The sequence below is a fragment of the Kineococcus gynurae genome (assembly GCF_042433995.1).
Taxonomy (GTDB): domain Bacteria; phylum Actinomycetota; class Actinomycetes; order Actinomycetales; family Kineococcaceae; genus Kineococcus; species Kineococcus gynurae.
In genome coordinates this window covers 400,317-418,485 of the sequence record NZ_JBHLUI010000009.1, presented here as the reverse complement: position 1 = coordinate 418,485, position 18,169 = coordinate 400,317, and the positions used below count along the sequence as shown (strand labels likewise).

The 18,169-nt window shown below is 72.8% G+C and carries 15 protein-coding genes; 10 read left to right on the top strand and 5 right to left on the bottom strand.

Annotation, left to right across the window (positions count from 1 at the left end; translation table 11 throughout):
• Positions 1-133: 133 nt before the first annotated feature.
• The 5 genes from hrcA (at position 134) to ngg (ending at position 6,532) form a co-directional block, all read left to right on the top strand.
• Entirely contained in the window at positions 134-1,204 is a 1,071-nt protein-coding gene (gene hrcA / locus ACFFKU_RS13560) for a heat-inducible transcriptional repressor HrcA (RefSeq protein WP_380138678.1), read from the top strand.
• A gap of 91 nt (positions 1,205-1,295) precedes the next feature.
• On the top strand, positions 1,296-2,420 hold the full coding sequence (dnaJ, locus tag ACFFKU_RS13555; RefSeq protein ID WP_380138677.1) for a molecular chaperone DnaJ: 1,125 nt from the start codon (positions 1,296-1,298) through the stop codon (positions 2,418-2,420).
• A 96-nt stretch (positions 2,421-2,516) separates the two neighbouring features.
• Positions 2,517-2,879 (top strand): histidine triad nucleotide-binding protein, encoded by a 363-nt coding sequence (locus tag ACFFKU_RS13550; protein WP_380138675.1) that lies wholly within the window; start codon positions 2,517-2,519, stop codon positions 2,877-2,879.
• A 22-nt stretch (positions 2,880-2,901) separates the two neighbouring features.
• Positions 2,902-4,686: an N-acetylglutaminylglutamine amidotransferase gene (locus ACFFKU_RS13545; RefSeq protein WP_380138674.1), complete on the top strand. Its 1,785-nt coding sequence runs from the start codon at positions 2,902-2,904 to the stop codon at positions 4,684-4,686.
• Between the two features lie 55 nt (positions 4,687-4,741).
• A complete protein-coding gene (gene ngg / locus ACFFKU_RS13540; RefSeq protein ID WP_380138673.1) occupies positions 4,742-6,532 on the top strand; it encodes an N-acetylglutaminylglutamine synthetase in 1,791 nt (596 codons plus the stop codon).
• A gap of 15 nt (positions 6,533-6,547) precedes the next feature.
• On the opposite strand, the gene ACFFKU_RS13535 is transcribed toward ngg, so the two are convergent.
• Both ACFFKU_RS13535 and ACFFKU_RS13530 read right to left on the bottom strand, forming a co-directional pair.
• The gene (locus ACFFKU_RS13535) at positions 6,548-7,309 is read right to left on the bottom strand and encodes an alpha/beta hydrolase family protein (RefSeq protein WP_380138671.1); all 762 of its coding nucleotides are present in this window, start codon (positions 7,307-7,309) and stop codon (positions 6,548-6,550) included.
• Positions 7,310-7,359: 50 nt separating this feature from the next.
• The gene (locus tag ACFFKU_RS13530; protein WP_380138669.1) at positions 7,360-8,463 is read right to left on the bottom strand and encodes an alkene reductase; all 1,104 of its coding nucleotides are present in this window, start codon (positions 8,461-8,463) and stop codon (positions 7,360-7,362) included.
• A gap of 110 nt (positions 8,464-8,573) precedes the next feature.
• On the opposite strand from ACFFKU_RS13530, the gene ACFFKU_RS13525 reads away from it, so the two are divergent.
• On the top strand, positions 8,574-9,881 hold the full coding sequence (locus tag ACFFKU_RS13525) for an osmoprotectant NAGGN system M42 family peptidase (protein ID WP_380138668.1): 1,308 nt from the start codon (positions 8,574-8,576) through the stop codon (positions 9,879-9,881).
• A gap of 31 nt (positions 9,882-9,912) precedes the next feature.
• Here ACFFKU_RS13525 and ACFFKU_RS13520 read toward each other — a convergent pair whose 3' ends face one another.
• The gene (locus ACFFKU_RS13520; RefSeq protein ID WP_380138666.1) at positions 9,913-10,851 is read right to left on the bottom strand and encodes an aminotransferase class IV; all 939 of its coding nucleotides are present in this window, start codon (positions 10,849-10,851) and stop codon (positions 9,913-9,915) included.
• Positions 10,852-11,074: 223 nt separating this feature from the next.
• Here ACFFKU_RS13520 and ACFFKU_RS13515 point away from each other — a divergent pair, with 223 nt between their 5' ends.
• From ACFFKU_RS13515 to era, 4 genes are read left to right on the top strand one after another with little or no spacing between them, the layout of a single operon-like run.
• Positions 11,075-12,172, top strand: a complete 1,098-nt coding sequence (locus ACFFKU_RS13515; RefSeq protein ID WP_380138725.1) for a PhoH family protein — start codon at positions 11,075-11,077, stop codon at positions 12,170-12,172.
• Positions 12,169-12,693, top strand: coding sequence for an rRNA maturation RNase YbeY (gene ybeY / locus ACFFKU_RS13510; protein ID WP_380138664.1), 525 nt, complete (start codon positions 12,169-12,171; stop codon positions 12,691-12,693). The genes ACFFKU_RS13515 and ybeY overlap by 4 nt, the downstream gene beginning before the upstream one ends.
• Positions 12,693-14,051, top strand: coding sequence for a hemolysin family protein (locus ACFFKU_RS13505; protein ID WP_380138663.1), 1,359 nt, complete (start codon positions 12,693-12,695; stop codon positions 14,049-14,051). The genes ybeY and ACFFKU_RS13505 overlap by 1 nt, the downstream gene beginning before the upstream one ends.
• The gene (era, locus tag ACFFKU_RS13500) at positions 14,044-14,955 is read left to right on the top strand and encodes a GTPase Era (protein WP_380138661.1); all 912 of its coding nucleotides are present in this window, start codon (positions 14,044-14,046) and stop codon (positions 14,953-14,955) included. Before ACFFKU_RS13505 ends, era begins: the two co-directional genes overlap by 8 nt.
• Before the next feature lie 102 nt (positions 14,956-15,057).
• On the opposite strand, the gene aceB is transcribed toward era, so the two are convergent.
• Positions 15,058-16,752, bottom strand: coding sequence for a malate synthase A (gene aceB, locus ACFFKU_RS13495; protein ID WP_380138659.1), 1,695 nt, complete (start codon positions 16,750-16,752; stop codon positions 15,058-15,060).
• A gap of 26 nt (positions 16,753-16,778) precedes the next feature.
• A complete protein-coding gene (gene aceA, locus ACFFKU_RS13490) occupies positions 16,779-18,137 on the bottom strand; it encodes an isocitrate lyase (RefSeq protein WP_380138657.1) in 1,359 nt (452 codons plus the stop codon).
• Positions 18,138-18,169 lie beyond the last annotated feature (32 nt).

The following is an 18,169-nucleotide window of genomic DNA, read 5'->3' as shown; positions in this document are numbered from 1 at the left end:
CGCCGCGCCGCACGCCGGTAGACTGGCACTCGCGGCGGCGAGTGCCAGGTGCGAGAGTGGGACGGAGCCGACGCGGACGGCACGGCGCCCGCACCGGGCGATGCGGACGAGGGAACGCAGGCGGGGAGGACCGATGAGCTACGACGACCGCCGACTCGCGGTCCTGCGCGCGATCGTCGAGGACTACGTCGCCACCCACGAGCCCGTGGGTTCCAAGGCGCTCGTCGAGCGCCACCAGCTCGGGGTGTCCCCGGCCACCATCCGCAACGACATGGCCGTGCTGGAGGACGAGGGCTACATCACCCAGCCGCACACCTCGGCCGGCCGCATCCCGACCGACAAGGGCTACCGGCTCTTCGTGGACCGCCTCGCCGCGGTCAAACCCATGACGGCGGCCGAGAAGCGGGCCATCCAGACGTTCCTCGACGGGGCCGTCGACGTCGACGACGTGGTCGACCGCACGGTCCGGCTGCTGGCCCAGATCACGCGTCAGGCGGCCGTCGTGCAGTACCCGTCGCTGTCCCGCGCCGCCGTGCGCCACGTCGAGCTGGTGCCGGTCGGGGGGCGCAGCGCGCTGCTCGTCCTCATCACCGACACCGGTCGGGTCGAGCAGCGGGTGGTGGAGATCCGTTCCGCCCCCGACGAGACGGCGCTCGTCGCCTCGTTGACGGCCCTGCGCCTGCGGCTCAACTCCGCGAGCGTCGGCAGGCGGTTGCAGGTGGCCCGCGACGGGCTGACCGCGCTGGTCCAGCAGGCCGAACCGGAGGAGCAGGCGATGACCGCCGAGGTCGTCGTCGCCCTCGGGGACTGCCTCTCGGCCGCCCTGGAGGAACGGGTGGTCATCGCGGGCACGGCCAACCTGGTCCGGTCCGGGGCGGACCTGGCCTCCTCGCTGGGCAGCGTGCTGGAGGCGCTGGAGGAGCACGTCGTCCTGCTCCGGCTGGTCCAGGAGATGACGAGCGAGGAGGGGACGACCTTCCCCCGTCCCGACCCCCGTCCGGAGCTGGGCACCATCTCGGTGCGCATCGGGGCGGAGAACCTGCACCTCGGGTTGCCGGAGACCTCGGTGGTGACCAGCGGCTACGGCGAGAACGAGGCCGTCGCGCGCCTGGGCATCCTCGGGCCGACCCGCATGGACTACCCCACGACCATCGCCGCGGTCCGGGCGGTGTCCCGCTACGTGTCCCGCATCCTGGCGACCTGACCGACCGACACCCACCGACCCGAGCGTCTGACCCTGCCGCGCAGCACCCCGCCGCGCGGTCACGGAACCGAAGAGGAGACCGAAAAACCTCGTGAGCGACTTCTACGACGTCCTGGGCGTCAGCAGGGATGCCTCGCCGGAGGAGATCAAGCGCGCCTACCGCAAGCTGGCCCGCAAGCTCCACCCCGACGTCACCTCCGACCCCGACGCCGGGGACCGGTTCAAGGAGGTCTCGCAGGCCTACGAGACCCTCTCCAACCCCGAGAAGCGGGCCCAGTACGACCGCGGTGGCGGCCAGGCCGGAGCGGCCGGCTTCGGTCAGGGCTTCGGCTTCAGCGACATCATGGACGCGTTCTTCGGCGGCGGCGGGGCCGGTGGCGGCCGGGGCGGCGGCCCGGCCAGCCGGACCCAGCGGGGGCAGGACGCGCTGCTGCGGGTGGACATCGACCTGTCCGAGGCCGTCTTCGGCGGGGAGCGGACCGTCCAGGTGGAGACCGCGGTCGTCTGCCCGACCTGCCAGGGGTCCTGCTGCCGCCCCGGCACCCAGCCCGAGACCTGCGACATCTGCCACGGTGCGGGCTCGGTCCAGCGCGTCGTGCGGTCCCTGCTCGGCCAGGTGATGACGGCCCAGCCGTGCCCCACCTGCCGTGGTTTCGGCACCGTGCTGCCCGCGCCCTGCCTGGAGTGCAGCGGCGAGGGGCGCATCCGGGCCCGGCGTCCGCTGAACGTGCGCATCCCGGCCGGGGTCGACACGGGCACCCGCATCCAGCTGGCCTCGCAGGGTGAGGTCGGGACCGCGGGCGGTCCGCCCGGGGACCTCTACATCGAGATCCGGGAGCGGCAGCACCCGATCTTCACCCGGGTCGGCGACGACCTGCACTGCACGCTCGAGGTGCCGATGACGGCGGCGGCGCTCGGGGCCTCGATGCCCCTGGAGACCCTGGACGGCGTCGACGAGATCGACGTGCGGGGTGGCGCGCAGCCGGGGGAGACCATCGTGCTGCGCGACCGGGGGGTGCAGCACCTGCGCAGCGCCGGCCGCGGGGACCTCGTGGTCACCCTCGACGTCAGGGTGCCGCGCGACCTCGACGACGAGCAGGTCGAGCTGCTGCGGCGGCTCGCCGAGATCCGCGGCGAGGTCCGCCCGGACGCCAAGCTGTCGCCCGCCCACCAGGGCATGTTCGCCAAGCTGCGCGACCGGCTCAGCGGGCGCTGAGCCGGCGCGGACCGCGGTGCGGGCGCAGGACGGGGCCGGGTACCGATCCGGCCTCGTCCCCCCGCGGTCGGCGCGGCGTTGCTAGCGTGCGGCGGCATGAGCGGCAGCGGAAGCGGTAGAGCCCCCGACGACCTGTTCCTGAAGATCGTCGCCGGGGAGATCCCGGCCGACATCGTGCACGCTGACGACGAGGTCGTGGCGTTCCGCGACGTCTCCCCCCAGGCCCCGGTCCACGTCCTGGTGATCCCGCGGGTGCGCTACGAGTCCGTCGCCGAGCTGGCGGCCGCCGCCCCGCAGACGCTGGCCCGCCTCGTCGCGGTGGCCCAGCAGATCGCCGACGCCGAGTGCGGCGGGGAGTACCGTCTCGTCTTCAACACCGGCGCCGGCGTGGGGCAGTCGGTCTTCCACGTCCACGGGCACGTGCTGGGCGGCCGCGGTTTCACCTGGCCCCCCGGCTGACGATCGGATTGGATGGTTCCCCATGTGCGGTGTCTGCGGAGAGATCACGTTCGACGGTCGCGCGGCTGACGTCGCTGCGGTCCAACGGATGTCGGAGGTCCTGGCGCCGCGGGGGCCCGACTCGGAGGGGTTGTGGGCCCAGGGGCGGATCGCCTTCGGGCACCGTCGTCTGTCCATCATCGACCTCTCGGCCTGCGGTGCGCAGCCGATGGTGGACCCCGAACTCGGCCTGACCGCGGTCTTCAACGGCTGCATCTACAACTACCGCGAACTCCTCGAGGAACTGCGCGGCCACGGGTACCGCTTCGTCTCGCACTCCGACACCGAGGTGATCCTCAAGGCCTACCACCGGTGGGGCACCGACTTCGTGGACCACCTGGTCGGCATGTTCGCCGTCGTGCTGACCGAGCGCGACACCGGCCGCGTCGTGATGGCCCGGGACCGCCTCGGCATCAAACCCCTCTACCTGGCCGAGACCTCCGGTCGGCTGCGCTTCGCCTCCAGCCTGCCCGCGCTGCTGGCCGCGGGGGACGTGGACACGACCATCGACCCCGAGGCGTTGCACCATTACCTCACCTGGCACGCGGTGGTGCCCGCGCCGCTGACGATCCTGCGCGGGGTGCGGAAACTTCCGCCAGCCACCGTCCGCGTCGTCGAGGCGGACGGGCGGTCCCGGGAGCACCGGTACTGGGCGCCGGACCACGTGCGCGACGCGGAGTTCTCCCGCTTCACGGCCGAGGACTGGGAGGACGCGGTCCTCGAGGCGTTGCGCGTCGCGGTCCGCCGGCGGACCGTGGCCGACGTCCCGGTCGGGGTGCTGCTCTCCGGCGGTCTGGACTCCAGCCTCATCACCGGTCTGCTGGCCGAGGCGGGCCAGAGCGACCTCGCGACGTACTCGATCGGTTTCGAGTCGGTGGGTGGCCGCGAGGGCGACGAGTTCGCCTACTCCGACGTGATCGCCGAGCGCTACGGCACGAACCACCACCGGATCCGGGTCACCGGCGACGAACTGGTCGGTGCCCTCGGGCACGCGGTCTCGGCGATGAGCGAACCCATGGTCTCCCACGACGTGGTCGCCTTCGACCTGCTGTCCCAGCAGGTCTCGCAGACCATCAAGGTCGTGCAGTCGGGTCAGGGCGCCGACGAGGTGTTCGCCGGGTACCACTGGTACCCGCCCCTGGCCGGGCTCGCCCCGGCGGACGGGGTGGACGCCTACGCCCGCGCGTTCTTCGACCGCGACCACCGGCAGATGGCCGAGGTCCTGGACCCGCGCTGGCTGGCCCCGACCGACGTCTCCCGCGAGTTCGTCCGGGCCCACTTCACCCGGCCCGGGGCCGAGACCGCGGTCGACGCGGCGCTGCGGCTGGACACCGAGGTCATGCTCGTCGACGACCCGGTCAAGCGGGTCGACAACACGACGATGGCCTGGGGGCTCGAGGCCCGGGTCCCTTTCCTCGACCACGACCTCGTCGAGCTGGCCGCGAAGATCCCGCCCGAGCTGAAACTGGCCGAGGAGGGCAAGGGCGTCCTCAAGCGGGTGGGGCGCAAACTCATCCCCCGCGAGGTCATCGATCGGCCCAAGGGGTACTTCCCCGTCCCGGCCATCACGCACCTGGAGGGCAAGGTGCTCGGCCTGGTCCGGGACGCCCTGTCCAGCGAGGCCGCGCAGCGCCGGGGTCTGTTCCGCCCGGAGTACGTCCGGCACCTGCTGCAGGACCCGAACGGGGAGCTGACCCCGTTGCGCGGCAACAAGTTGTGGCAGCTCGGGCTGCTGGAGCTGTGGTTGCAGCAGCACGGCATCGACTGACCGCCGACATCGTCGACAGCGCCACGGGGGAGCGGGTTCGGATGGGCAGCAACGCATGAGCGGGACGAAGGCACGACGTCGGACGGCGGTGGCCGGGCTCCGGCAACGCGGCTACGACGGTCCGATCTCCAGCCGCAACTGGCAGGAGGCGCCCTCCCACATCACCGCGGGCATGGGCAGCGACGTGGTGCTGGACCTGGGGTGGGGGCGGCTCGTGTTCGGGCACACCTTCAACGACCAGACCGCGGTCGTGGCCGCGTTGCGGGCCGAGGGTTCGGGACGGCGCGACATCGCCATGTACGTGCGCGACCCGCAGGTGCTGGTCGGGCTGGCCCCGCACGAGCTGTTCGTGGACCCGAGCTACACGTTCCGGTTGTCCCTGCAGCGCTACCGTCCGCCCCGTGACCGCAACCACGAGGTGTTCGTCCGCATGGTGCGGGAACGCTCGGAGCTGGACGAGGTGAACCGGATCTACGCATCGTGCGGGATGGTGACCGCCGACCCGGACGTGATGTGGGACAACCACCGCACCCGCACCTTCACCTACCTGGTGGCCGAGGACACCCGTACACGACGGATCGTCGGCACCGTCACCGGGGTCGACCACGTCCTCGCGTTCGCCGACCCCGACCAGGGGACGAGTCTGTGGTGCCTCGCCGCCGACCCGCAGTCGGCGCCGCGCGGGACCGGGGAGGCGCTCATCCGGGTCCTCGTCGAGCGCTACATCGCCCGCGGGCGGGCGTTGCTCGACCTCTCGGTCCTGCACGACAACGAGGGAGCCATCGCCCTCTACCGCCGCCTGGGTTTCCGGCCGGCGCCCCCGGTGGTGGTCAAGCGCAAGAACCCGATCAACCAACCGTTGTTCTCCCCCAAACCGGAGGAGATGGTCGAGCTCAACGCCTACGCGCGCATCATCGCCGACGAGGCGTTGCGGCGCGGGGTGCGGGTCGAGGTCACCGACGCCCCCTCGGGGGAGATGAGGCTGACCTTCGGCGGTCGTTCGCTGCTGACCCGCGAGTCGTTGTCGGAGCTGACGAGTGCGGTCGCCATGTCGCGCTGCGACGACAAGCGGGTCACCCGCCGCCTGCTGGAACGCACCGGCGTCCGGGTGCCCCGGGGGATCGACCTGGGCAGCGACCCGAGCGCCGACACGGCGGGACTGGCCGCGGCCGAGGAGCTCATCCGCGAGACCGGCCCCGTCGTGGTGAAACCCGCCCGGGGTGAGCAGGGCAAGGGCATCACCGTCGGCGTCGCCGACGGCGCCGAACTGCGGAGGGCGGTCGCCGAGGCCGCCGCCCACTGCCCCGACGTGCTGGTCGAGGAACTCGTGGCCGGGCAGGACCTCCGCATCGTCGTGATCGACCACGAGGTCGTCGCCGCGGCCGTGCGCCGTCCCGCCGCGGTGATCGGTACCGGCAGCGACGACGTCCGCACGCTGGTCCAGAAGCAGAGCCGACGACGCATGGCCGCGACCCACGGCGAGTCGAGCATCCCGCTGGACGCCACGACCGAGGCCGTCGTGCGCGCCGCCGGGTACGCGATGGAGGACGTGCTCCCGCGCGGGGAACGCCTGGAGGTCCGTCGGACGGCCAACCTGCACACCGGCGGGACGATCGACGACGTCACCGACGAGCTGCACCCGGACCTGCGGGCGGCCGCGGTGGCCGCGAGCCGCGCGATCGGGATCCCGGTGACCGGACTGGACTTCCTGGTGCCCGACGTCAGCGGCCCCGACCACGTGGTGATCGAGGCCAACGAACGCCCCGGGCTGGCCAACCACCAGCCACGGCCCACCGCGGAACGCTTCCTGGACCTGCTCTTCCCGGAGACCCGGGCGATGAGCTGAGCCGGGTGGGCCGGATCAGCGGCCCTGCAGGTACATGTCGGCCCAAGCGCTGATGATGCGCGCGGCCCGGCGGGCCTGACCGGCGGCGACCAGCAGGTGGTCCGACCCCTCCAACGAGACGAAGTTCCGCGGGTGGTTCGCCGCCTTGAAGATGGCGCTGGCGTTGTCGATGCTCACGGTGTCGTCGGTAGGGGAGTGCATCACCAGCAGGGGCACCTGCAGCCGGTGGATCTGCCCCTTGATGTCGGCCCGGCGGACGTCCTCGACGAAGTCGCGCTTGAGCGTCAGGGAGCGCCCGCCGACCAGCCATTCGGCCCGTCCCTCGGCCAGCACCCGGTCCACCAGTGCGTCGTAGTTGTGCTCGACGTGACTCGGTTCGGAGGGGGCCGCGACGGTCGCCACGGCCTTCAACCCCTGCACCTGGTTCGCCGCCGCGAGCACGGCGGCCCCGCCGAAGGAGTGCCCCACCAGCAGGTCCGGGGCGAGCCCCAGCTCGGCCATGAACTCCGTGGCCTTGACCGTGTCGGACACCTTGTGGGTGAACGACCCGTCGCCCCAGTCGCCCTCGGAGTCGCCCAGCCCGAGGTTGTCGAAACGGAGCATCCCGATGCCCTCGGCGGCCAGGCCCTTGCAGATGCGGGCGGCGGCCGGGGAGTCCTTGCCGAGGGTGAACCCGTGGGCGAAGACCCCCCAGCCGCGCACCTCACCCTCGGGGCGGTCGAGGATGCCGGCCAGTTTCTGGCCGGTGGTGCTGGAGAAGAAGACGCGTTCGGCCACCCCAGGATCCTAGGGGTGGCCGAACGCGTCGGAGGTCGGGTGCGGGTGGGTCAGCTCGCGCGCAGGGCGGGGTAGTCGGTGTACCCCTCGGCGCCCCCGCCGTAGAACGTGGAGGCGTCGGGTTCGTTCTCGGGCAGGTCGTTCGCCCACCGGTGGGCCAGGTCCGGGTTCGCGATCACCGGACGACCGACCACGACGGCGTCGGCGAGTCCCGCGCGGACCAGGGACTGCGCGTCCTCTCGACGCGTGACGCTGCCGAAACCGCTGTTCAGCAGGAAGGGTCCGCCGAAACGCGTCCGGAGGTCGCCGACGAGCTCCGCCGTCGGGTCGGCGTGCAGGACGCTGAGGTAGGCCAGCCCGAGCGGGGCGATCGCCTCGACCAGGGCGCGGTAGGTCTCGGCGGTCTCCTGCGCGTCGGTCTCCAGGCAGTCCTGGATGTTGTGGGCCGGGGAGATGCGCAACCCGACCCGGCCCGCCCCGAGCTCGGCCACGACCGCGCGCACGACCTCGGCCACGTACCCGGCCCGGGCCTGCGGCGAGCCGCCGAACTCGTCCGTGCGGCGGTTGGCCGCCGGGCTCAGGAACTCGTGCAGGAGGTATCCGTTGGCCCCGTGGATCTCCACGCCGTCCAGACCCGCGTCGACCGCGCGCCGGGAGGCGGTCACGAACTCCTGCACGACCGTCCGGGCCTCCTCGGTGCTCAGCGCGTGCGGCACCGGGTAGGGCAGCTTGCCCTCGGGGGTGTGCACCTCGCCCTCGATGGCGACTGCGCTCGGGGCGACGATCCGCTCGGTCCCGGTGATGACCGGGTGCGAGACCCGGCCCCCGTGCATGACCTGCATGAAGAGGCGGCCGCCGGCCCCGTGGACGGCCTCGGCGACGCGCCCCCAGGCCGCCGTCTGCTCGTCGGTGACGATGCCCGGCTGACCGGCGTAGGCGCGACCTTCGTGGCTCGGGTAGGTGCCCTCGGTGACGATGAGCCCGAGGCCGGCGCGCTGCCGGTAGTACTCGGCCACCAGGTCGCCCGGAACCCCGTCGGCGCCGGAGCGCAGACGGGTCAGGGGAGCCATGACCAGGCGGTTGGGGAGGTCGAGGTCACCCACCCGGACGTGGTCGAAGAGGGACGGGGCGGGGGAGGTATTTGCAGCTTCCACGACCGTCGCAACCGCCGGCTCCGTCGTCCTGTTCCCCCCGCGGCGACCTTTTTCCCGGGGCGGCGCGCCCCGGGTGCGCGGCACCGGGGGCCGGTGGCAATCATGGGCGCATGAGCGAGCGCACCACCCATCCCCAGCACCGCAGCACCCGCACCCCGGGGGCTGCCGGTCCGGGCACCCCGCTCGACCTGGACATCGACGTCGACTTCCTGCGGACCACCCTGATGGACCTGCTGCGCATCCCGAGCCCGTCGGGTCGGACGGACGCCGTCATGCAGCACGTCGGGGACCGGTTGAACGAGCTGGGGTACTCCTTCGACATCACCCGGCGCGGGATCCTCCGCGCCACGCTGCCCGGGCGCACCGCGGGCGTGCGTCGCGCCGTCATCGTCCACGCGGACACGATCGGGCTGATGGTCAAGCAGGTGAAGGCCAACGGACGCCTCGAGGTCGTCCCCGTCGGCAGCCACAGCGCCCGGTTCTCCGAGGGCGCCCACGTCGTGGTGTTCACCGACGACTTCGACCGGGTCTACACCGGTACCGTCCTGCCGCTGAAGAGCAGCGGGCACACCTTCGGCGACGAGATCGACACCCAGGGGGTCGGGTGGGAAATCGTCGAGGTCAGGATCGACGAACCCGTCACGTCCGCCGCCGACGTCCGGGCGCTGGGGATCGAGGTGGGCGACTTCGTGGCGCTGGACGCCGCCCCGCAGATCACCCGCGGCGGGTACGTGAAGTCCCGCCACCTCGACGACAAGGCCGGGCTGGCCGCGTGCCTGGCCGCGCTGAAGGCGCTGGCCGAGTCCGAGGAGGCCGTCCTGCAGGTGGGGGCCCAGTTCCTCGTCACCATCGGTGAGGAGGTGGGATTCGGTGCGACGCACGGGCTCTCGCCGGACCTGGCCGAACTCGTCGCGGTCGACAACGCGGTCGTGGCCGAGGGGCAGAACTCCCAGGAGGACATGGTCAGCGTCGGGATGCTGGACATGACCGGACCCTTCGACTACCACCTGTCCCGTCGCCTGCACGCCCTGGCCCGCGACCACGACATCCCCGCCGTGCGCGACGTGTACCGGCACTACCGCTCCGACGCCGCCCCGGCGCTGGAGGCCGGGATCGAGGCCCGGGCGGCCCTGCTCGGTTTCGGGTTGGAGTCCAGCCACGGCCACGAACGCACCCACCTCGACGGGCTCGTCGCCCTGGCCCGGCTGCTGGTGGTCTACCTGCAGAGCGGACTCACCTTCGACGACTGGGACCGGGCCGACGCCGGCACCCTGGAGGACTTCCCGAGCGACAGCGTGCAGCCCGCCCCGCCGGAACCGCTGGACCGCACGGTCGTCGCCGACCGGGCCGACGGGCAGGACGGGGAACCGTTGTCCGTGGACGCGGAGGCGGCCGGGCGCCCGGCTCCCGCGACCTGAGCGGGCGCCGGTCGGGTGAGGGGGGGCGGGCTCAGGCCTCGATCCAGCTCCGCAGGTCCCGGGTGGTGGCCGGGTCCCGGAAGAGACGGTGGGCGTCGATCGACGTCACCTCCACCGCCCCGCGCACCGAGGAGAGGAACCACACGCCGTCGGCGCGCCCGAGCTCGCCCACGTCGGTGCGGCGCACCGCGGTGCGCCGCCCCGCCGCCCGGGCCCCGTCGAAGGCGGCCTGCAGGGTCGTCCCGGCCAGGATCCCGCCCCTGTCGGTGGGGGTGGTGAGGAGCTCGCCGTCCGCGCTCCACACCAGGGTGGAGGTGGGGCCCTCGAGGACCTCGCCGTCACCGGTGCGGAAGAGCACGTCGTCGGCGCCCCGGCGGGCCGCCTCGCGCAGGGCGGCCATGTTGAGCACGTAGGACAACGTCTTGGTCCCCCCGAGCAACCAGGGCGCGGAGGTGTAGGCGTCGGGGACGACCCCCCGGTCGAGGGTGACGACGGAGATCCCGTCCTCGCGGGCGCGCCGCGTGACCTCGGGCACCTCCCGCAGGGTCACGACCCCGGTGGGCCCGCCGGTGGGGGTCCCGCGGGTCAGCAGCATCCGCAGCGTGGCCTCCTGGCCCTCCCCGACCTCGGCGAGGAGCGGCTGCACGAGGGCGAGCCACAGTCCCGGGTCCGGCACGGGCAGGTCCAGCGCCGCGGCGGAGCGGGCGAAGCGGGCCAGGTGGGCCTCGAGCTGGAGCAGTCGCGGGCCGCGCGGACCACCGAGGACGCGCAGCGTCTCGAAGCACCCGTCCCCCCGGCCCAGGCCCGCGTCGTCGGCGGTCACCACCGGGAAGTCCCAGGGCACCTCGCCGCGACCCAGCACCGCCGTGCGGGGGCGCACGGGCAGCGGCGCGGGGGCAGGCGTCCCGGCGGCGGTCGGCGCGACCGTCCGGTCCGCGGCGGTGGTGGGGGTGGCGGAGGTGTCGAGCATCGGAGCATCCTGCCCGACACCCCCACCTGATCCCCAAACCCGCTCCGGGCGGTGGGCGGGCGGGAACGCTGATGCCGGGGCGGGGAGCGCTGGGTACCCTGGAGCGTCCGACGACCACTCCCACGGAGGCGACAGGCCCGACCGGGCGCCCATGGCCAGCACCGACTCTTCCCAGTCCCGGCGCGAGGGATCGCGCACCGACCTCGCCCAGGCGCTCGACGCGATGGCCCCGGGGGCCGGAGCCGAGGGGCCGCCGACCGAGGGGTCCGGCGTCGTCCGGCACACCGTCGTGGTGGCGCCCGAGGTGCCGATGGTCTCCCTGCTCGGTCCGCGCGACGAACTGCTGCGGGTCCTCGAACGCGCCTTCCCGAGGGCCGACGTCCACGTCCGCGGCAACGAGATCACCCTCGCCGGCGCGCCCGGCGAGGTCGCCCTCGTCGAGAAGCTGCTCGACCAGATGACGGCCGTGCTGCGCTCCGGCCAGCCGCTGTCGCCCGACGCGGTGGAGCGCTCGGTGACGATGCTGCGCGCCGCGGCGGCCGGCACGGGCAACGACCGCCCGGCCGACGTGCTGACGCTGAACATCCTGTCCAGCCGGGGGCGGACCATCCGGCCCAAGACGGTGAACCAGAAGCACTACGTCGACGCCATCGACGAGAACACCATCGTGTTCGGCATCGGCCCGGCCGGGACGGGCAAGACCTACCTGGCCATGGCCAAGGCCGTGCAGGCGTTGCAGTCCAAGCGGGTCAACCGCATCGTGCTGACCCGACCCGCGGTCGAGGCCGGGGAGCGGTTGGGTTTCCTGCCCGGGACGCTCACCGACAAGATCGACCCCTACCTGCGGCCCCTCTACGACGCGCTGCACGACATGCTCGACCCGGACTCGATCCCGCGGCTGATGGCGGCCGGGACCATCGAGGTCGCCCCGCTGGCCTACATGCGCGGTCGGACGCTGAACGACGCCTTCATCATCCTCGACGAGGCCCAGAACACCTCGGCCGAGCAGATGAAGATGTTCCTGACCCGGCTCGGTTTCAACTCCCGCATGGTGGTCACCGGCGACGTCACCCAGGTCGACCTGCCGGGCGGCACCACGTCGGGGTTGAAGGTCGTGCAGGAGATCCTGGCCGACGTCGACGACGTCCACTTCGCCCGGCTGAGCTCCTCCGACGTCGTCCGGCACCGCCTGGTGTCCGACATCGTCGAGGCCTACGGCCGCTGGGAGGAGTCGCGCGAGGCCCCCGGGGCGCCGCGCGCCGCCAACCGGCAGCAGCGTCGGGCCGCGGGCCCGACCGCCGGTCGCGGCGGGGTCCGATGAGCATCGAGGTCGTCGACGAGTCCTCCTTCGCCGAGGGGCGCGGGGTCGACACCGTCGAGGTCTCCGACCTGGCCCGCTTCGTCCTGGAGCAGATGCGGGTCCATCCGCTGGCCGAGCTGTCGGTGCTGCTGATCGACGACGACGCGATGGCCCGCCTCCACGTGCAGTGGATGGACGAGGAGGGCCCGACCGACGTCATGTCCTTCCCGATGGACCAGCTCCGACCCGGACGGGAGGGGTCCACCTCCGAGCCCGGGCTGCTGGGCGACGTCGTGGTCTGCCCGCAGGTCGCGGCCGCGCAGGCCTCGGCGTCGGGGCACTCCACGGCCGACGAGGTCCTGCTGCTGGTCACCCACGGGATCCTGCACCTGCTCGGCTACGACCACGCCGAGCCGGAGGAGGAGCGCGAGATGTTCCAGCTGCAGCGCACGCTGGTCCTCGGCTACCTCAGCCTCATCGGTCGACCCGGGGACCCGACCCCGACCGTGGGCCACCGCGCCCTCCCGCCCGGGCGCGACTGATGGGCGGTCCGGCCGTCCTTCTCCTGCTGCTGGCGTTCGCGCTGGTCGTCGCCGCCGGGCTGCTGGCGGCGGCCGAGTCCGCGATCGGGGGGACCTCGAGGCGTCGGGCTCGCGACCTCGTCCTCGAGGGCCGGCGCGGGGCGGTCGCCCTGCAGCAGGTCCTCGAGACGGCGGCCCCGGTCCTCACCGTCTGCACCCTGCTGCGCGTCGTGGCCCAGACCACGGCCGCGGTCTGCGTGACCGTCGTCGTCACCGGGGCCGTCGAACCGTGGTGGGCGGTCCTGCTGCTGGCCGGTCTCGGCATGTCCGCGCTGGACTTCGTCCTGGTCGGGGTGGGGCCCCGCACGATCGGTCGGCTGCACGCCGAGACCGTGGGCCGGCTGGCCGCCCCCGTCCTGGGCCCGGTGTCGCGCGTCCTCGGTCCGCTGGCCCAGCTGCTGGTCCGGCTCGGCAACGCGGTGACCCCCGGACGCGGCCTGCGCCACGGCCCGTTCGGCACCGAGGCCGAGCTGCGCGAGATGGTCGAACTGGCCGGGGAGACGGCGGTCATCGAGGCCGACGAGCACCAGATGATCCACTCGGTGTTCGAGCTCGGCGAGACCCTGGTGCGCGAGGTGATGGTCCCGCGCCCCGACGTCGTGACCCTGCGGGCGGGAACCACGCTGCACGAGGCCCAGGGTCTGTTCCTGCGCAGCGGATTCTCCCGCACGCCGGTGATCGGGCGCGACGCCGACGACGTCCTCGGCATCGCCTACCTCAAGGACGTGGCCCGCAGGTTCCACGCCGACCCGACGGCCGCCGTCGACGAACCCGTCGAGAGCATCGTCCGGACCCCGCTGTTCGTTCCCGACTCCTTGCCCGTCGACGACCTCATGCGGCAGATGCAGCGGGAGAACACCCACATCGCGATCGTCGTGGACGAGTACGGGGGGACGGCCGGGCTGGTCACCATCGAGGACGCGCTGGAGGAGATCGTCGGCGACATCGCCGACGAGCACGACCGCGCCGAGGCCGAGGTGGAGGCGTTGGGCGACGGCGGGTTCCGCGTCTCGGCCCGCCTGAACATCGAGGAACTGGGCGATCTGTTCGACCTGGAGATCACCGACGACGAGGTCGACACCGTCGGGGGGTTGTTGGCCAAGACCCTCGGGCAGGTGCTGGTCCCCGGTGCCGCCGCCAGCGCCGAGGGCCTGCGGTTCCAGGCCGACCGTCGCGGGGGCCGACGCAACCAGGTCCGGACCATCCTCGTGCACCGCGAGGACCCGCCGGCCCCGGACGACCACGACGACGAGGAGCCTGCGCCGGAGCACCGCCGCCGGGACCGTCGCTCGCGCAAGGAGGAACGTGCCGATGCTTGAACCGAGCCCGCACCGCTCCGGTTTCGCCTGCTTGGTGGGTCGGCCGAACGCGGGGAAGTCGACCCTGACGAATGCGTTGGTGGGTCAGAAGGTCGCGATCACGTCCTCACGGCCGCAGACGACGCGGCACACCATCCGCGGGATCCTGCACCGCCCCGACGCGCAGCTCGTCCTCGTCGACACCCCGGGCCTGCACCGTCCCCGCACCCTGCTCGGGCAGCGTCTCAACGACCTGGTCCACGAGACCCTGGCCGAGGTCGACGTCGTCGCGCTGTGCATCCCGGCCGACGAGAAGGTCGGGCCGGGGGACCGGTTCATCGCCGAGGCGCTCGCGGCCGCTCCCCGGTCCACCAAGCTCGCCTTCGTCACCAAGACGGACAAGGCCTCGCGCCAGCAGATCGCCGAGCAGCTGCTCGCGGTCACCGCCATGGGCGACCAACTGCTGGGGGGTTTCGCCGACGTGGTGCCCGCCTCCGCGGTGAGCGGCGAGCAGGTCGACGTCGTCGCCGAGGTGCTGCTCAAGCACCTCCCCGAGGGGCCGCGGCTGTACCCCGACGGCGAACTCACCGACGAACCCGAGCAGGTGATGATCGCCGAACTCGTCCGCGAGGCCGCTCTGGAGGGGGTGCGCGACGAGCTCCCGCACTCCCTCGCCGTCGTGGTCGAGGAGATGACGAAACCCGACGACGGCCCGCTGCGCGTGCACGTCTGGATCTACGTCGAGCGCGACTCCCAGAAGGGCATCGTCATCGGCCGGGGCGGGGCCCGGTTGAAGGACGTCGGTATCCGCTCGCGCCGGGGCATCGAGAAACTTCTCGGCACCAAGGTCCACCTCGACCTGCGCGTCAAGGTGGCCAAGGACTGGCAGCGCGACCCCAAGCAGCTGCAGCGCCTCGGTTTCTGACCCCCGTCGCGCGGCTGTCGGGTTCCGTCCGGAACGGCACAGGGGGACCCTGCTCTCGATGAACGAGAGCAGGGTCCCCCTGTGCCGTGAACCCGCGGGCGGTCAGGCGGGGACCGGGTCGGCCGTGCGGAGGTCGACCCTTGTGCGGGCCGGGGGGACGGAACGGGTCGCCCGGACCGACGGCACCGACCGGAGCGGGCGGGCGAGCTCGGTCAGGTAGGCCCCGGTCGTGATGAAGGCGGGGAACTCCTCGCCGAGCAGGAACCCTTCGGTCAGGGCCAGTGCCCGACGGAGCCGGTCGGGGGCACCGTCGACGCCGGCGAGCTCGGCGCCGGCCCGGCCGTACTCCTGGTCCAGCACCCTTCGGACGAGTTGCGGGGTGACGGTGCGCCCGTCGTCGAGACGGCGGCCGTGCCGCAGCCACATCCAGACCTGCGTCCGCGAGATCTCGACGGTGGCCGCGTCCTCCATCAACCCGTCGATCGCCACGGCGCCGGAGCCCCCGAGCCAGGCCTGCAGGTACAGCAGGCAGACCCGCACGTCGGCCCGCAGCCCCGCCTCGGTGGCCTCCCCGGGGGCGCTGGAGAGGTCCAGCAGGTCCTCGGCCGCCACCGCGACGTCGTCGCGCGTCCGCGAGCGTTGGTCGTCGGCGCCCCGGAGGACGGCGTCGAAGGCGGCCATCGCCGTCCCGACCAGGCCGGGGTGGGCGACCCAGGAGCCGTCGAAACCGTCACCGGCCTCCCGCTCCTTGTCGGCCCGGACGGCGGCCAGGGCCCGCGCCCCGGCCTCGGGATCGTGCCGGGAGGGGACGGCGGCGGCCATCCCCCCGATGGCGAACGCGCCGCGCCGGTGGCAGGTCCGGACGAGCAGCTCGGTGTAGGCCCGCATGAACGGGACCGTCATCGTGAGTCGGGACCGGTCGGGCAGCGCGGCGGCCGGATCCTCGCGCCGGTTCTTCATCACCGAGAACAGGTAGTCCCACCGACCGGCGTTCAGACCGGCCGCGTAGGGGCCGAGCGCGTGCAGGATCTCGTCCATCTCGAACGCCGCGGGCAGCGTCTCGATCAGCACCGTCGCCCGGATGGTGCCCCGGACGAGGTCGAGGGCCTCCTCCGCGCAGCGGAAGACGTCGTGCCAGAGCCGGGCCTCGTGCGCCGACTCCAGTTTCGGCAGGTAGAAGTAGGGGCCGGCTCCGGCCGCGACCTGCCGTCGGGCGCAGTGGAACAGGTACAGGCCCGCGTCGAGCAACGCGCCCGCGACGGAGGCCCCGTCGACCCGCACGTGCTTGTCGACCAGGTGCCAGCCCCGGGGGCGGACCACGATCTGCGCGGTCGTGGCGTTCAGCCGGTACTCCTTGCCCGAGGAGGCGGTGAACTCCAGCTGTCCCGTGAGCGCGTCGCGCAGGGTGAGCTGACCCTCGACGACCTCGGCCCACCCGGGCGAGGTCGAGTCCTCGAAGTCGGCCATCCAGACGTCGGCCCCGGAGTTCAGGGCGTTGACCGTCATGGTCCGGGTGGGCGGCCCGGTGATCTCGACCCGGCGGCGGGTCAGGCCCGGGGCCGGTTCGGGGACCCGCCAGTCCGAGTCCCGGATCCAGCGGGTCTCCTCCCGGAACCCCAGCTGCTCCTCACCGGACAGCAACCGCCGGGTCCGCTCCCGCCGGGCGCTGAGCAGGTCGGCCCGCCGACCCGCGAAGGCGTCGTGCAGCAGGGCCACGAAGGCCAGCGCCTCGGGGGTGAGGACCTCGTCGTACCGGTCGCCGACCGGACCCAGGACCTCGATGTCGTCGCGTCGCATGATCGTCTCCTCTCGAACGCTGCTGCTCAGTGAAACTGCTCGGTCTCGGTGGACCCGCTCAGGGCGGTGGTGGAGCTGCTGGGGTTCAAGGCCGAGGCGACCCGGTCGAAGTACCCGGTGCCCACCTCCGCCTGGTGCTTGACCGCGGTGTAACCGGCCTCGGCCGAGCCGAACTCGCGCTGCTGGAGCTCGACGTAGGCGGTCATGCCGCTGCGGGCGTAGCCGTGGGCCAGCTCGAACATGGAGTGGTTCAGGGCGTGGAACCCGGCCAGGGTGATGAACTGGAAGGCGTAGCCGAGCGCGCCGAGCTGCTGCTGGAACGTCGCGATCTGGCGGTCGTCGAGAGCGGCCTTCCAGTTGAACGACGGCGAGCAGTTGTAGGCCAGCATGGTTCCCGGGTGCTCGGCCCGGACCGCCTGGGCGAACTCGCGGGCGAAACCGATGTCCGGTCGGCCGGTCTCGACCCAGAGCAGGTCGGCGTAGGGCGCGTAGGCGAGCCCCCGGGCGATCGCCGACTCCGAACCCTCCCGCACCCGGTAGAAACCCTCGGCGGTCCGCTCGCCGGTGGTGAACCGCTGGTCCCGCTCGTCGATGTCGCTGGTCAGGAGGTTCGCCGCCAGGGCGTCGGTGCGGGCGATGACCAGGGTCGGAACGTCCAGGACGTCGGCGGCCAGGCGGGCGGCGTTCAGGGTGCGGATGTGCTGCGCGGTCGGGACGAGGACCTTGCCGCCGAGGTGTCCGCACTTCTTCTCGCTCGCCAGCTGGTCCTCCCAGTGGACCCCGGCCGCCCCGGCCACGATCATCTGCTTCATCAGCTCGAAGGCGTTCAGCGGACCGCCGAAACCGGCCTCCGCGTCGGCGACGATCGGGGCGAGCCAGTGCCGCTCACCCTGTTCCGACCCACCCTCGGCGTACTCGATCTCGTCGGCCCGCAGCAACGCGTTGTTGATGCGGCGCACGACCGCGGGGACGGAGTTGGCCGGGTACAGGCTCTGGTCGGGGTAGGTCTGTCCGGAGAGGTTCGCGTCGGCCGCGACCTGCCAGCCCGAGAGGTAGATGGCCTTGAGGCCGGCCTTGACCATCTGCACGGCCTGGTTACCGGTCAGGGCACCGAGGGCGTTGACGTAGTCGGTGGTGTGCAGGAGGTCCCACAACCGCTGCGCCCCGAGCCGGGCGAGGGTCGACTCCTCCACGACCCGACCGCGGAGTCGGATGACGTCCTCGGCGGTGTAGTCGCGGCGCACCCCGGCCCAGCGCGGGTCGCTCGCCCACTCCTGGCGCAGGGCCTCGGCCCGCTCCGCGGCGGGGCGGGTGCTGCCGCCGCCGGCGGGGGTGGACCGGCGGGCGGTCTCGACGGAGAGGGGGCGGTCCAGGATCTCGGTCATCGAATCCTCCTCGGTGAGGTCGTGTCGGGGTG